Annotated in this window: 13 protein-coding genes and 1 tRNA gene; 11 read left to right on the forward strand and 3 right to left on the reverse strand. The window is 67.0% G+C overall.

Annotation, left to right across the window (positions count from 1 at the left end; all coding sequences use genetic code 11):
- Window position 1: 1 nt before the first annotated feature.
- The 5 genes from AC1DR1_RS13835 (at window position 2) to AC1DR1_RS13855 (ending at window position 4381) form a co-directional block, all read left to right on the forward strand.
- The gene (locus AC1DR1_RS13835; RefSeq protein WP_476992760.1) at window positions 2-1111 is read left to right on the forward strand and encodes a prephenate dehydrogenase; all 1110 of its coding nucleotides are present in this window, start codon (window positions 2-4) and stop codon (window positions 1109-1111) included.
- Window positions 1111-1854 (forward strand): (d)CMP kinase, encoded by a 744-nt coding sequence (gene cmk / locus AC1DR1_RS13840; protein ID WP_229992546.1) that lies wholly within the window; start codon window positions 1111-1113, stop codon window positions 1852-1854. Before AC1DR1_RS13835 ends, cmk begins: the two co-directional genes overlap by 1 nt.
- Window positions 1855-1879: 25 nt before the next feature.
- A complete protein-coding gene (locus AC1DR1_RS13845; protein ID WP_364743904.1) occupies window positions 1880-2608 on the forward strand; it encodes a lysophospholipid acyltransferase family protein in 729 nt (242 codons plus the stop codon).
- Window positions 2605-4155, forward strand: a complete 1551-nt coding sequence (gene der / locus AC1DR1_RS13850) for a ribosome biogenesis GTPase Der (RefSeq protein WP_229992547.1) — start codon at window positions 2605-2607, stop codon at window positions 4153-4155. The genes AC1DR1_RS13845 and der overlap by 4 nt, the downstream gene beginning before the upstream one ends.
- A gap of 149 nt (window positions 4156-4304) precedes the next feature.
- Window positions 4305-4381, forward strand: a tRNA-Pro gene (locus AC1DR1_RS13855).
- Window positions 4382-4443: 62 nt separating this feature from the next.
- Here the strand turns inward: AC1DR1_RS13855 and AC1DR1_RS13860 are convergent.
- Both AC1DR1_RS13860 and AC1DR1_RS13865 read right to left on the reverse strand, forming a co-directional pair.
- Window positions 4444-5061, reverse strand: a complete 618-nt coding sequence (locus AC1DR1_RS13860; RefSeq protein WP_229992579.1) for an adenylate kinase — start codon at window positions 5059-5061, stop codon at window positions 4444-4446.
- 114 nt (window positions 5062-5175) lie between these two features.
- Window positions 5176-6045, reverse strand: a complete 870-nt coding sequence (locus tag AC1DR1_RS13865; protein ID WP_229992548.1) for an Fpg/Nei family DNA glycosylase — start codon at window positions 6043-6045, stop codon at window positions 5176-5178.
- A 196-nt stretch (window positions 6046-6241) separates the two neighbouring features.
- Here AC1DR1_RS13865 and gcvH point away from each other — a divergent pair, with 196 nt between their 5' ends.
- From gcvH to AC1DR1_RS13890, 5 genes are all read left to right on the forward strand, one after another.
- On the forward strand, window positions 6242-6628 hold the full coding sequence (gene gcvH / locus AC1DR1_RS13870; protein WP_229992549.1) for a glycine cleavage system protein GcvH: 387 nt from the start codon (window positions 6242-6244) through the stop codon (window positions 6626-6628).
- A gap of 159 nt (window positions 6629-6787) precedes the next feature.
- Entirely contained in the window at window positions 6788-7264 is a 477-nt protein-coding gene (locus tag AC1DR1_RS13875; protein ID WP_229992550.1) for an FHA domain-containing protein, read from the forward strand.
- Between the two features lie 18 nt (window positions 7265-7282).
- The gene (gene ftsR / locus AC1DR1_RS13880) at window positions 7283-8005 is read left to right on the forward strand and encodes a transcriptional regulator FtsR (RefSeq protein ID WP_229992551.1); all 723 of its coding nucleotides are present in this window, start codon (window positions 7283-7285) and stop codon (window positions 8003-8005) included.
- Window positions 8005-8508, forward strand: a complete 504-nt coding sequence (locus AC1DR1_RS13885; RefSeq protein ID WP_229992552.1) for a bifunctional nuclease family protein — start codon at window positions 8005-8007, stop codon at window positions 8506-8508. Before ftsR ends, AC1DR1_RS13885 begins: the two co-directional genes overlap by 1 nt.
- Before the next feature lie 350 nt (window positions 8509-8858).
- On the forward strand, window positions 8859-9455 hold the full coding sequence (locus AC1DR1_RS13890) for a MerR family transcriptional regulator (RefSeq protein WP_018772320.1): 597 nt from the start codon (window positions 8859-8861) through the stop codon (window positions 9453-9455).
- Between the two features lie 93 nt (window positions 9456-9548).
- On the opposite strand, the gene AC1DR1_RS13895 is transcribed toward AC1DR1_RS13890, so the two are convergent.
- Window positions 9549-10424, reverse strand: coding sequence for a ParA family protein (locus AC1DR1_RS13895; protein WP_476992761.1), 876 nt, complete (start codon window positions 10422-10424; stop codon window positions 9549-9551).
- 318 nt (window positions 10425-10742) lie between these two features.
- Between AC1DR1_RS13895 and AC1DR1_RS13900 the strand changes: the two genes are divergently transcribed.
- Window positions 10743-14138: a pyruvate carboxylase gene (locus AC1DR1_RS13900; RefSeq protein ID WP_229992554.1), complete on the forward strand. Its 3396-nt coding sequence runs from the start codon at window positions 10743-10745 to the stop codon at window positions 14136-14138.
- Window positions 14139-14184: the final 46 nt, after the last annotated feature.

The raw sequence follows: 14184 nt of genomic DNA on the forward strand, positions 1-14184 counted from the left end.
CATGTCCGCTTTCCGCACGCACGGCCGCGGCCACCTGAACGGCCCGGTGGTCGTCTTGGGCTCCGGGCTCCTGGGCACCAGCATCGGGCTGGGGCTGCGGGGGCGCGGTGTCGCTGTGTTCCTCTCGGATCCCTCGCCGACCAACCGGGCCGTCGCCGTTGACATCGGCGCCGGCCTGCCACTGGCGCGCCTCGACGGGGACCAGCCGGAGCTCGTCGTAGTGGCGGCGCCGCCGGATGTCACGGCGGACGTCGTTGCCGGCGCGCTCCGGGACTACCCGCACGCCGTCGTGGTGGACATCGCGAGTGTGAAGGCGTCCATCCTGGCCGATCTCCGCAGCCGCGGTGCCGACGTGGGCCGCTACGTGGGGACCCACCCCATGGCGGGGCGCGAGAAATCCGGCCCCGTCGCAGCCCGCGGCGAGCTGTTCACCTCCATGCCGTGGGTCGTGTGCCCCGCGGAAGAGACTCTGCCGGAGTCCCTGCAGGTGGCGCGTTCGCTGGCCGGCGATCTCGGCGCCGTCGTGTCCGAATTCGCCGCCGACGAACACGACGAAGCCGTGGCGCTTGTCTCACATCTGCCGCAGGTGATGTCCTCGCTCGTGGCCAGCCGCCTGCAGGGCACGCCCCTGCACGCCCTTTCCCTGGCCGGGAACGGGCTGCGGGACGTCACCCGGATCGCTGCGAGCGATCCCACGCTCTGGGTCCAGATCCTGGGCGCGAACGCGGACAAGGTGGTGGAGATCCTGCACGGAGTCCGCGAGGACCTCAACCGGCTGATCGGCACTCTGGAGGCCCCGACCGCTCCTGGTGCCCGGCTGGACCTTGCCCAGCTGATCAGCGAAGGCAACGCCGGCCAGTCCCGGATCCCGGGCAAGCACGGCGGACCCCCGCAGGCCTATTCGTGGCTGACGGTCCTGGTGGATGACACGCCGGGACAGATCGCCAAGCTCCTGACCGAGATCGGCGAGATCGGCGTCAACGTCGAGGACCTCCGCCTCGACCACTCCTCGGGACAGAATGTGGGCATGGTGGAAATTTCCGTCCTGCCCAATAAGCACGACCTTTTGATCGAAGCCCTCAACGACCGCGGATGGCGGGTACTCCAGTAATGACCCAGGAACTCATCGAGACAGTGGACGTGCTCCGCCCCGGGAAAAGCCTCGTGGTGGCCATCGACGGCCCCTCCGGCTCCGGCAAATCCAGCGTCAGCAAAGAGGTGGCCCGCCGGCTAAAGCTGGCCTACCTCGACACAGGCGCGATGTACCGCGCCCTGACGTGGTTCTGCCTGGAGAACGGCACGGACCTGGACGACGGGGCGGCCGTCGAGTCCGCCTCTGAGGCGCTCCCGCTGGAAATCAGCACGAGTCCGCAGGAAGAGTACGTCCGCGTCGGCGGCCACGATGTCACTCTCGCCATCCGGGAGCCGGCCATTTCCGCGGCCGTCAGCGCCGTCGCCACTACCCTGGGCGCACGTACGGAACTGATCCGCCGGCAGCGGGAGCTGATCGAAAAGCACCACCGCCGCATGGTGGTCGAGGGCCGGGACATCACCACCGTCGTCGCGCCCCATGCCGAGGTCCGGATGCTGCTGACCGCCAGCGAGGAAGCCCGGCTGCGCCGCCGCGGCATCCAGCTGGGCGGGAGCCAGAACGCCGAGCAACTGGCAGCCCAGGTCACGCACCGCGATGCCAGGGACTCCACCGTTGTGAACTTCACCACAGCCGCCGACGGCGTCGTCACGCTCGACTCCTCGGAGCTGGACTTCGACGAGACGGTTCAGGCCGCTCTCGACATCGTGGACACGGTGGTCAACCACACCGCTGTCCCACACCGGACCGTCCACGGTGACTGAGGGGCGCGCAGATTGGCAGGCGGGCGTGCACGCCTCCCTGCCCGGCCATTGGACGACGGCGTGGAGCCGGCCGGTCGGCTGGATCCTGGACCACCTCGTCTACCGCACCTCGGTGACCGGACGGTCCAACGTCCCGGCGGCCGGCCCTGTCATCTTCGCGGGCAACCACATCAGCTTCCTCGACGGACCCGTCATGTACGGCGCCTCGCCCCGGCCCATGCACATCCTCGTCAAGCAGGAGATGTTCACCGGGCTCCTCGGCCGCGTGCTGGCGGCGTCGGGCCAGCTGCCCGTCGACCGCCGCGGCGGCCGTGCGGCTCTGGCCACGGCCCGGAGCCTGCTCGACGCCGGCCGGTGTGTCGGGATTTTGCCCGAAGGCACCCGGGGGAGCGGTGAGGCAGCCGCGATCAACAACGGCGTCGCCTGGCTGGCGCTCAACTCCGGCGCCACAGTGGTTCCCGTCGCCATCCTGGGCACCAGAATCGGCGGCGAACACCTGGACACGGTTCCCCCGCCCCGCCGGCGGCTGCATGTCAGCTTCGGCGGTGCCATCAACGTCAGCCGCAGGCCCGGTGAGACCGGGCGTGTTTCAATGGACAGGGCGGGAACCGAAATCCGGGCCGCGCTAGCGCGCCATGTCCAGGACTCAGTACTAAGAACCGGGCAGTCCCTGCCCCACGCGGAATCCCCGCACGAACGACATGTTGCAGTAGCCGGGACGCCGGCAGATCACCACCTAAGGAAAGTGCAATGAGCGATACGACTCAAACCTCCGGCAATTTTGGCGCCGGCGAAGACGAATACACGCCCACCGGCACCGACCAGGTGGCTGAACACCTCGCCGCCCTGGACGATGACGAAGCGGAGCTACGCGCGGCCTCCCTTCGGGCCGGCCTTGACGACTACGAGCTGGACGAGGACGACGCCGCGCTGCTGAGCGGCCAGTTCGACGACCAGGACTTTGACGGTCCGGTCAAACTGGATCCTGTCCTGGCCATCATCGGCCGGCCCAACGTGGGCAAGTCCACCCTGGTCAACAGGATCCTGGGCCGCCGCGAGGCAGTCGTCGAGGACACCCCCGGCGTCACCCGCGACCGCGTCATGTACTCGGCGAACTGGAACGGCCGCAACTTCACGGTAGTGGACACCGGCGGGTGGGAACACGATGCCCGCGGCATCCACGCCCGTGTGGCGGAGCAGGCCGAGATGGCTGTAGAACTCGCGGACGCCGTCCTGTTCGTCGTCGACTCCGCCGTGGGCGCAACCGCGACCGACGAAGGCGTCATGAAGATGCTGCGTAAGTCGAAGAAGCCGGTCATCATGGTGGCCAACAAGGTGGACGACTTCGCCCAGGAAGCCGATTCGGCAACCCTCTGGGGCCTCGGCTTCGGCGAACCGTACCCGGTTTCGGCCCTGCACGGCCGCGGCGTGGCCGACCTCCTGGACCACGTCATGGACACCCTCCCGGAGTACTCCCTGATCGAGGGCCTCGAGCGCTCCGGCGGACCCCGCCGCATCGCCCTGATCGGCCGCCCGAACGTCGGGAAGTCCTCGCTGCTGAACAAGCTCGCCGGTTCCGAGCGCGTGGTGGTGGACAACACCGCCGGCACCACCCGTGACCCGGTCGATGAATTCATCGAACTCGGCGGCCGCACGTGGCGCTTCGTGGACACCGCCGGCATCCGGCGCCGCCAGCACATGGCCCAGGGCGCAGACTTCTACGCCTCCCTGCGCACCCAGAGCGCGCTCGAAAAGGCTGAGGTCGCCGTCGTGCTCCTGGCCGTGGACGAAGTGCTCAGCGAGCAGGATGTCCGCATCCTGCAGCTCGCCGTCGAATCCGGCCGCGCCCTGGTGCTCGCCTTCAACAAATGGGACCTCCTCGACGACGAACGCCGCCGCTACCTGGAACGCGAAATCGAGCAGGACCTGGCACACGTCGCCTGGGCCCCTCGCGTGAACATCTCAGCCTTGACTGGCTGGCACAAGGACCGGCTGGTCCCGGCCCTGGACATTGCCCTGGAGAACTGGGACAAGCGCATCCCCACCGGACGCCTCAACGCGTTCCTTGGCGAACTCGTGGCAGCGCACCCGCACCCGGTCCGCGGCGGCAAGCAGCCGCGCATCCTGTTCGGCACCCAGGCGTCCAGCCGGCCGCCGAAGTTCGTGCTGTTCACCACCGGATTCCTGGATCCGGGATACCGCCGCTTCATCACCCGGCGCCTCCGCGAGACCTTCGGTTTCGAGGGCACGCCGATCGAGGTCAACATGCGTGTACGTGAAAAGCGCGGCAAGAAACGTTAATTCCGACACACCTTGGGCGTGACAGCATGAAATTGTCACAGGCACCCTCCGGGATCGTGTAAGCTTTTGGAGGTGGTTCGGCCGGACTGCTTGGAAGAAAACCTGGAGCGAATCCGGGCAGACTTCCCAGCGGAGAACGGTGGAACCAGCGGGCTGTAGCGCAGCTTGGTAGCGCACTTGACTGGGGGTCAAGGGGTCGCAGGTTCAAATCCTGTCAGCCCGACCAACAGACGAAACCCCGCCATTCCTGACGAAGGAATGGCGGGGTTTTCTGTTTTGGAGGGCGACTCAGTTCGGCGCCGTTCCGTCCATGGAGGCAGTGTTGGCATCGGGTATGGCCGCGGGGAAGGACGCGCGGAGCGCCGCGAGCAGCCGGCCGAAGATCTGATCCTCGCTTCCCATGCCGTTGACGCTCAGGAGGATCCCGCGCTGTGAGTATGCTGAGGCCACAGGCTCAGTCTCGTGGTGGTACAGCTCCAAACGGTGCCGGATGACGTCCTCGGTATCGTCGCTGCGTCCGGTCAAAGTGGCGCGGTGGAGCATTCGGCGGACAAGTTCGCCGTCGTCAACCGTCAGCTGGACCGCAACGTCCAGAACCTGTCCGTTGGCGGCAAGGATGACGTCGAGTTCAGCCAGCTGAGCCGTGTTTCGGGGGTACCCGTCCAAGAGGAACCCTGCCCTGACGTCCTTCTGGTTCAGCCGCTCACGCACCACACGGTTCGTCAGGGTGTCGGGCACCAAGTCGCCCGCATCCAGATGCACAATGACTTCCCGGCCCAGCGGCGTCAGGTTCCTCACATGGTCGCGGAATACCTCGCCGGTTGACACCACGGTGATGCCGAGGCGCCGGGACAAACGTTCGGCCTGGGTGCCCTTGCCGCACCCCGGGGGACCCATAATCAGCATTCGCATCTTGGAGACAACTCCCTCAGGCGCCGTTGAAAGGTGTCCTTGTATCGTGTTCGCTCAGGAGGCGCCAGCGCAAGGGATTCAGACGCCGGTGCCCGTTTCAAGAAGCGCCTATTTCAGGAAGCGCGAAGTCCGGCGGTCGGCCAGGATCTTCCCCTTCGTCTGGCACGTCGGGCAGTACTGCAGGGCGGTGTCCGCAAAGGAGACCTCCCGAACCGTGTCGCCGCACACCGGACACGCTTCGCCGGTGCGGCCGTGGACCCTCATGTGGCTCCGCTTGGTGTCCTTGAGTTCGTTGGGCGGCTTGCCTTGGGCTTCCTTCACGGCCGTGCCCAGAATGGTGTGGACGGCGTCGTAGAGGCGCTGGACGTCCGTCCGGTCCAGGGACTTGGCGAGGGCGAAAGGCGAGATCCTGGCGGCGTGCAGGATCTCGTCGCTGTACGCATTCCCAATCCCGGCAATAATGCTCTGGCTCCGCAGGACGCCCTTGATCTGGTGGGAACTGGAACCGAGGATCCCGGCCAAGGCGTCGACGTCGAAGTCTGGACTGAACGGATCCGGTCCGAGCGCGGCGATGCCGGGAACGTCGTTCGGATCGCGGACCACATAGACCGCGAGGCTCTTTTTCGTGCCCGCCTCGGTCAGGTCCATGCCCACCGGGCCGGAAGCGCCGGAAAATGTCAGCCGCACCGCGATGTGCCCCTTGCCCATTTTCAGCTGGGCGTCGGTGGGCGTGTCAGTGAAGCGGACCCAGCCGGCCCGCGCCAGGTGGAAGACAAAATGCAGCCCGTCGGCTTCCATGCTGACGAACTTGCCGAACCGCCGCACCCCGCTGACGGCCCTGCCCTCGAGGTCGGTGAAGAGGGGGTCTGCCGTCTTGAGCACGGCGAAGGAGACCAGCTGGATCTTCGTCACAACTGCCCCGCGCAGGTGCTCGTGGAGAAAGTCCGTCAGGGCCGCAACTTCCGGAAGCTCAGGCATGGCCTAGCCCCTGCGGGTCCGGAGGGTCCCGGCGCCCCGGTTGTTCACGTTCCTGACACACAGCGGCGCATGTTCTGACATCGCACCATCTTCTCAGATCCCTCCCCGGCCCCTGCCGGATATGCCTATACTTTCAGCGGCGGCTAGAACAAACGACTGCCGCCGCATAGGTGATTGACCCGATGAAAGGCCCGTCATGAGCATCATTCCCGAAGACCTGTCCTACACCGCAGAACACGAATGGGTTTCGGCCCCCAATGCTGACGGGATTGTGCGCGTCGGCATCACCGATTTTGCCCAGGACGCCCTCGGGGATGTCGTCTACGCCCAGATGCCTGAAGTGGGGACAACCATCAAGGCCAATGACGTGGTTGGAGAAGTCGAATCCACCAAGAGCGTCAGCGACATCTACGCCCCCGTGACGGGCGAGGTGGTGGCCCGGAACGAGGCTCTGGACACCGATTCCGCCCTTATTAACTCGGATCCGTACGGTGACGGCTGGCTGATCGAAATCAAGCTCGCGGAAGCCGACGCGGTAGAGTCCCTGCTCAGTGCATCCGAGTATGAACAGCAGGTAGGCTAAAGACAGAGGTCGTTCGGTCCGGGGTCGCCGGAGTGTGTTGTTGGGATAACAAAACAAGCCGCGCCCCGCCGAAAGGCCTCAATACCGGGACTGCGAGGCTTTTCCGGACGGCATGCGTTGTTTGCAGGGGGGACACCTGCAACGAATGAGGAGGACTCAATGTTTGGGCACGAACGGAACGACACCGGTGACGGTTACGGCACGGGTGGAGTGAAAGCTTCGGAGACCACGTCGATCAACCTCACTCCGGTGCGCGATGAACCCAACTTCACGCCGAAGCTCTCGGCCGAGGAGCGGGTAGCGGTCGAGGCCCTTCCCTTCGGATCGGCCCTGCTCGTGGCACACAGCGGCCCCAACGCCGGCGCGCGGTTCCTGCTGGACTCGGACGTCACGACGGCGGGCCGCCACCCGGACGCCGATATCTTCCTCGACGACGTCACCGTGTCCCGCAGGCACGTGGAATTCCGCCGCACCGCGCGCAGCTTCGAGGTAGTGGACACCGGGAGCCTGAACGGCACCTACGTCAACCACGACCGCGTGGACTCCGTGGAACTGAAGTCCGGCAACGAGGTCCAGATCGGCAAGTTCCGCCTCACCTTCTACCTCAGCCCTGCCCGCGCAGCAGGCAACGTCTGATTCCGGGGGTAGCTGCCTGTGGCCACGGCACATGCGGATCGGCGCGGACCCCAGGTTCTGAACATCGGGGAAGTCCTGGCTCAACTGAGCGACGACTTTTCCAGCATGACGGCGTCAAAAATCCGGTTCCTTGAGGAAAAGGGACTCATCAACCCGCAGCGGACCCCTGCCGGTTACCGACAGTATTCCGAGAACGACGTCGAACGGCTGCGCTTCGTTCTGTCCCTCCAGCGTGACCAGTACCTGCCGCTAAAGGTCATCAAGGACTACCTTGACGCGATCGACCGGGGCGAACGGCCGGAAAACCTGCCGGCAGGGGTCACGCTCTCCCCGCGGGTCGTCTCCGAGGAGCTCGCCACCGAGCTGCAGAGCCGTGCGCGCCGGCTCAGCGAGGAGCAGCTCCGTGCTGAATCCGGGGCGAGCGTCCCGCTGCTGGAATCCCTCTTGAGCTACGGCCTGATCGGGCACGTGAACGGCAAGTTCGACGAACACGCCCTGCAGGTGGCGCGGGCTTGCGTCCAGCTGGAGAGCCATGGCCTGGAGCCCCGCCACCTGCGGCCGTTCCAGGCGGCTGCCGACCGCGAATTCGGGCTCGTGGAACGCGCAGTGGCCACGCTGACGTCCCGCAAAGACGCGGCCTCCCACGCCCGCGCCGCCGAGGCTGCCCGGGAAATCAGCGACCTCTGCCTGTCCCTGCACCAGGCGCTGGTCCATGACCGCATCTCAAGGATGGACATCTGATGATTGAGGTGGAGATTGTCGGCGTGCGGATTGAGTTGCCGTCCAACCAGCCGCTTGTCCTGCTCAAGGAAATCCATGGTGAGCGCCACGTGCCGATCTGGATCGGGACTCCGGAAGCCAGCGCCATTGCCCTGGCCCAGCAGGGAGTCGTCCCGCCCCGGCCGATGACCCACGACCTCCTGGTGGACGTTGTCGAGGCCCTCGGCCACAGCATCGTCAGCGTCAACATCGTCGCAGTGGAGGACAACATCTTCTACGGGCAGCTGCAGTTCGAGAACGGAACCACCGTAAGCTCCCGCGCCTCGGATGCCCTGGCGCTTGGCCTGCGCGCCAAGTGCCGGATCTGGTGTGCCGACGCCGTCATGGACGAGGCCGGCGTCCGGATCACCGAACACGACGAGGGCGAGGACACGCATCCCGGACCCGCCGTGGACGAGGAAGGCGAACTGCGGCGCTTCCGCGAGTTCCTCGACGACGTCGAACCGGAAGACTTCGGCGGCTGAACTGCCCGGCAACCGGAGCCAAGGAGGCTGCCGGGGTTGTTGGTGCGCCTGTTACGGGTGAGGTTTCTGAAACGCCGGGGACAGCTGTGGCGGCGCCAAACGTTAAAGCCGAGGATGAAACTTTCGACACGCCCGCCGAATAGCCCCAACGTCTTTGACCTTGGGCCCTGGCAGGCCTAACGTCGGAGGTACAAGTTCCCATTGCATACGGTAGCCGCGCAAGTCACACTGGAAAGTGCAGCCCCGGCTGAATTACACGGGTGAAGTCATCATCCTGTGTCGTGCAGCTGTTCACAGATAATGCTGCCGATGCAACTTACCCAGGGGAACCCACAACAAGGAGGGTCCACGTGAGTCCGAAAGGCGAAGCAGGCGAGCTGAAGCAGGCCGCAACGGCCGGCGTTGCTGTGCCCGCCAGCGGTGCCCAAGGCCTGCTGTTCACCGAGGATCTTCCCGTTCTGGACGAAGATGCGGGCTACCGCGGGCCCACCGCCTGCAAGGCGGCCGGCATCACCTACCGCCAACTCGACTACTGGGCACGCACCGGACTGGTTGAGCCCGCCGTCCGCGGCGCAGCCGGCTCCGGCTCCCAGCGGCTCTACGGTTTCCGCGACATCCTGGTCCTTAAAGTAGTCAAACGGCTCCTGGACACCGGCGTCTCCCTGCAGCAGATCCGCACCGCCGTGGAGCACCTGCGGGAGCGCGGCGTCGAAGACCTCGCCCAGATCACGCTGATGAGCGACGGTGCGAGCGTCTACGAGTGCACGTCGGCGGATGAAGTGATTGATCTCGTCCAGGGCGGCCAGGGGGTGTTCGGCATCGCCGTCGGCCGTGTGTGGCGCGAAGTTGAAGGAAGCCTCGCAGCCCTTCCCAGCGAACACGCCGCGGACCAGTCCTTTCCCGACGACGAACTGAGCAAGCGCCGCGCGGCCCGCAAGATCGGCTAGCACACACCGTTACAGACAAGACTGAGGCCGCCTCCCGGACAGGGAGGCGGCCTCAGTTCGTTGAGCGTTGCGCCCGGGTGCGCCGGTCGCTGGTCAGCGCTGGCTGCGGTCGCGGACGGTGCCGGCCGGGGCCGCGCCGTTGGGATGCAGCAGGTTCTGCAGCAGGGCATCGAAGAGTCCGGCCGCATTCTTGGCCGAGTCTCCGGGCCAGTGGTGGATGGAGTGGGCCGCGCCMTGGATTTGCTGCCAGTTGGCCTGCTCAGGGATGTGCGGGCTCAGCAGCAGCTGGCCGAACATGGATTCCATCTCCGAGAGCCGGAACGTGTGTTCGGCCGAGCCGCTGCGCACCCGGTTGGCCACGATGCCGGCGGGGGACAGATTGGGCGCGAATTCCTGCCGGAACAGCTGGATGGCGCGCATGGTGCGCTCCGTGCCGGCCACCGAGAAGAGTCCGGGTTCGGCCACCAGGGTCACCTTGTCGCTTGCGGACCAGGCCATCCGGGTCAGGCCGTTCAGCGACGGGGGACAATCGACCAGGACGAGTTCGTAGTTCGTGGCGCCGGCCAGCACAGTGGAAAGCCGGCGGAGGTCGCGGCGGCCCAGGTCAGGCCGGTCGTAGATGCCGGTGTAGGCAGAGCCGACGGCTACGTCGAGGACTGAGGTTGCAGCGCCGGCTTGCGTTCTACCATTGGCGCGGCCGTTGGCGGCGCCGTTGATCCTGGCGCGCTCCACCCAGCCGCTGGGAACCACGTTGTCCGCCAGGTGCGCCCGCCGGGGCGACCTCAGCATCCTGCCGATATCGAGCTGATCGTCCGGGCTCACGCCGAGGGCGGTGCTGGCGTCAGCGTGCGGGTCAAGGTCAACGACGAGGGTGGGGATGCCGGCGGCCAATGCTGCCGATGCCAGTCCAGTGGTCACGGATGTCTTGCCGACACCGCCTTTGAGGCTGCTGATGCTCACTACTTGCACTTGAAAAACCAATACCTAACGCCGGTTGCCGAGACGGGGTCGTGCCGGCTCCTGCGTTCTTCGGAGCCGGGGCGTGCATGCGCCACCCACCCACTCATCATATGTTGATGCTCCGGCGAATCCCGTTTCATCCGGCGCGGGGGCGCCGGAACCTCGCGAACCGGGCCGGCGGGGAAAGCTCTATGGCCGGGGCCCTGCCCATCGCAGCGTCCGTGACGGATAATGCTGTGACAGTGGCCACAATGATTTGTGTTTGCCCGCACAGGTCCTAGACACTGTGAGCACTTACCGATACGCCCGCGATGATGCAGGAGAAGTATGTTTTCTAAGATTCTGGTGGCCAACCGCGGCGAGATCGCGATTCGCGCTTTCCGCGCGAGCTACGAGCTGGGTGCCAAGACTGTCGCTGTGTTTCCCCACGAGGACCGCAACTCTATTCACCGCCAGAAGGCCGATGAGGCGTATCTGATCGGCGAAGAGGGCCACCCGGTCCGGGCGTACCTCGACGTAGACGAGGTGGTGCGGGTCGCCAAGGAGTCCGGGGCGGACGCCATCTACCCCGGCTACGGCTTCCTCTCCGAGAACCCGCGCCTGGCGCGGGCCGCGAAGGCGGCCGGCATCACGTTCGTCGGCCCGCCGGCGGAGGTCCTGGAACTCGCGGGCAACAAGGTTGCCGCCCTGGAGGCCGCCCGCAAGGCCGGCGTCCCGGTGCTCAAGTCCAGCCAGCCGTCGAAGGACATGGACGAGCTGATCGCCGCCGCGGATGAGATCGGCTTCCCGATCTTCGCCAAGGCCGTCGCCGGTGGCGGCGGGCGCGGCATGCGCCGCGTGGACACCCGCGAAGCGCTCCCGGAGGCCCTGCAGGCCGCCATGCGCGAAGCGGACGCCGCGTTCGGGGACCCCACCATGTTCCTTGAGCAGGCCGTCCTGCGCCCGCGGCACATCGAGGTCCAGATCCTGGCCGATGCCCAGGGCAACATCATGCACCTCTTCGAGCGTGACTGCTCCATCCAGCGCCGCCACCAGAAAGTGGTGGAGATCGCACCGGCCCCGAACCTCGACGAAGGCATCCGGCAGGCGCTGTACCGCGACGCCGTGAAGTTCGCGAAGGCGCTGAACTACGTCAACGCCGGTACGGTCGAATTCCTTGTCGACACAGTAGGGGAGCGCGCCGGCCAGCACGTGTTCATTGAAATGAACCCGCGCATCCAGGTCGAGCACACCGTCACCGAGGAAGTCACCGACGTCGACCTCGTCCAGGCGCAGCTGCGCATCGCCGCCGGTGAGAGCCTCGCGGATCTGGGCCTGTCGCAGGAGAGCGTCCAGCTCAAGGGCGCCGCCCTGCAGTGCCGCATCACCACGGAGGACCCGGCCAACGGCTTCCGGCCCGACGTCGGCAAGATCACCGGCTACCGCTCGGCCGGCGGCGCCGGTGTCCGGCTCGACGGCGGCACCGTCTACTCGGGTGCGGAGATCAGCCCGCACTTCGACTCGATGCTGGTCAAGCTGACCTGCCGCGGCCGCAACTACCCGGCCGCCGTCGCCCGCGCCCGCCGCGCCCTCGCCGAATTCCGCATCCGCGGGGTGTCCACCAACATCTCCTTCCTGCAGGCCGTCCTCGACGACGCCGACTTTGTCGCCGGGGATGTGGCCACTTCGTTCATTGACGAACGGCCCCAGCTGCTGAAGGCGCGGGTCTCCGCAGACCGCGGCACCAAGCTGCTGACCTGGCTTGCCGACGTCACCGTCAACAAGCCCAACGGCGAACTGCGGGTCCACACGGACCCGGCGGACAAGCTTCCGGCCCTCGATGACACTGAGGCCCGGCCGGGGTCCCGGCAGCGGCTCCTGGAGCTCGGCCCGGAAGGATTTGCGCGGGCCCTGCGCGCGCAGGACGCCGTGGCTGTCACGGACACCACCTTCCGCGACGCGCACCAGTCCCTGCTGGCCACCCGTGTGCGCACCCGCGACCTCGTGGCGGCCGGTCCGGCCGAGTCCAAGCTGCTCCCGGAGCTGCTGTCGGTCGAGGCCTGGGGCGGGGCAACCTACGACGTCGCCCTGCGCTTCCTCGGCGAAGACCCGTGGGACCGTCTTGCTGCCCTGCGCAAGGCAATGCCGAACCTGTGCCTGCAGATGCTGCTCCGCGGCCGCAACACCGTCGGCTACACGCCCTACCCGGAAGAGGTCACGGTGGCGTTCGTCAACGAGGCCGCCGCCACGGGCATCGACATCTTCCGCATCTTCGACGCCCTCAACGACGTCAACCAGATGGCCCCGGCCATCCGGGCCGTCCGCGAGACCGGTACCGCCGTCGCCGAGGTCGCCCTCTGCTACACCGCGGACATGCTGGATCCGGAGGAAACGCTCTACACCCTGGACTACTACCTGGAGCTGGCGCAGAAGATCGTCGACGCCGGGGCGCACATCCTCGCGATCAAGGACATGGCCGGGCTGCTGCGTCCGGCTGCCGCGGCACGCCTCGTCTCGGCGCTGCGGGAGCGGTTCGACCTCCCCGTCCACCTGCACACCCACGACACCGCAGGCGGCCAGCTGGCCACGCTCCTCGCGGCCGTGGATGCCGGCGTGGACGCCGTGGACGTGGCCTCGGCCTCCCTTGCCGGAACCACCAGCCAGCCCTCGGCCTCGGCCCTCGTCGCCGCGCTGGCCCACACGCCGCGCGACACCGGCCTCAGCCTCGCGAACGTCTGTGCCCTCGAGCCCTACTGGGAAGCCGTCCGCCGGGTCTACGCGCCGTTCGAGTCCGGGCTGCCGGGCCCCACCGGCCGGGTCTACCAGCACGAGATTCCGGGCGGACAGCTGTCCAACCTGCGCCAGCAGGCGATGGCGCTGGGCCTGGGCGAGCGTTTCGAGGCGATCGAGGACATGTACACCGCGGCGGACCGGATCCTCGGCCGCCTGGTGAAGGTGACGCCGTCGTCCAAGGTGGTGGGCGACCTCGCCCTGCACCTGGTGGGCCTCAACGCCGATCCCGCGGACTTCAACGAGAACCCGCAGAAGTACGATGTCCCGGATTCCGTGATCGGCTTCCTTTCCGGCGAACTCGGCGACCCGCCCGGCGGCTGGCCCGAGCCCTTCCGGACCAAGGCGCTGCAGGGCCGCAACGTCAAGGTCCGCGACGTCGAGCTCAGCACCGAGGACAGCGCCGCGCTCAACGGCGACTCCAAGACCCGTCGGCGCACCCTCAACCGGCTGCTCTTCGCCGGTCCCACCAAGGACTACGAGAAGAGCGTCGAGTCCTACGGCAACCTTTCGGTGCTGGACACGCGCGACTACCTCTTCGGGCTGCAGCGCGGTGCGGAGCACGAGATCGAACTCGAGAAGGGCGTCCACCTGATCGCCTCGCTCGAGGCCGTCTCCGAGCCGGACGAAAAGGGCATGCGGACGGTCATGTGCACGCTCAACGGCCAGTCCCGGCCCGTGGTGGTCCGTGACCGTTCAGTGGTGAGCAACGTCAAGGCCGCCGAACGTGCCGATGCCTCCCAGCCGGGCCAGGTGGCCTCGCCGTTCGCCGGTGCCGTCACGCTGACCGTCAAAGCCGGCGACACGGTCAAGGCCGGCGACACGGTGGCCACGATCGAGGCCATGAAGATGGAAGCGTCCATCACGACGCCGGTGGCCGGCACCGTGGCGCGCCTCGCCGTCGGCTCGATCGAACAGGTCCAGGGCGGGGATCTGCTGCTCGTCGTCGAATAGCGGCAGCAGAAACAACCCGGAACACAGACAAAGGGTCCTTCCAGCC

This window comes from Arthrobacter sp. P4_F10 (genome assembly GCF_056401435.1).

Excerpts from the sequence above, each read along its gene's own strand:
- AC1DR1_RS13835 (WP_476992760.1), top strand. The coding sequence starts at position 2 with ATGTCCGCTTTCCGCACGCACGGCCGCGGCCACCTGAACGGCCCGGTG.
- AC1DR1_RS13865 (WP_229992548.1), bottom strand. The coding sequence starts at position 6,045 with ATGCCTGAGCTTCCGGAAGTTGCGGCCCTGACGGACTTTCTCCACGAG.
- AC1DR1_RS13900 (WP_229992554.1), top strand. The coding sequence starts at position 10,743 with ATGTTTTCTAAGATTCTGGTGGCCAACCGCGGCGAGATCGCGATTCGC.
- AC1DR1_RS13860 (WP_229992579.1), bottom strand. The coding sequence starts at position 5,061 with ATGCTGATTATGGGTCCCCCGGGGTGCGGCAAGGGCACCCAGGCCGAA.
- cmk (WP_229992546.1), top strand. The coding sequence starts at position 1,111 with ATGACCCAGGAACTCATCGAGACAGTGGACGTGCTCCGCCCCGGGAAA.
- AC1DR1_RS13875 (WP_229992550.1), top strand. The coding sequence starts at position 6,788 with ATGTTTGGGCACGAACGGAACGACACCGGTGACGGTTACGGCACGGGT.
- gcvH (WP_229992549.1), top strand. The coding sequence starts at position 6,242 with ATGAGCATCATTCCCGAAGACCTGTCCTACACCGCAGAACACGAATGG.
- der (WP_229992547.1), top strand. The coding sequence starts at position 2,605 with ATGAGCGATACGACTCAAACCTCCGGCAATTTTGGCGCCGGCGAAGAC.
- AC1DR1_RS13885 (WP_229992552.1), top strand. The coding sequence starts at position 8,005 with ATGATTGAGGTGGAGATTGTCGGCGTGCGGATTGAGTTGCCGTCCAAC.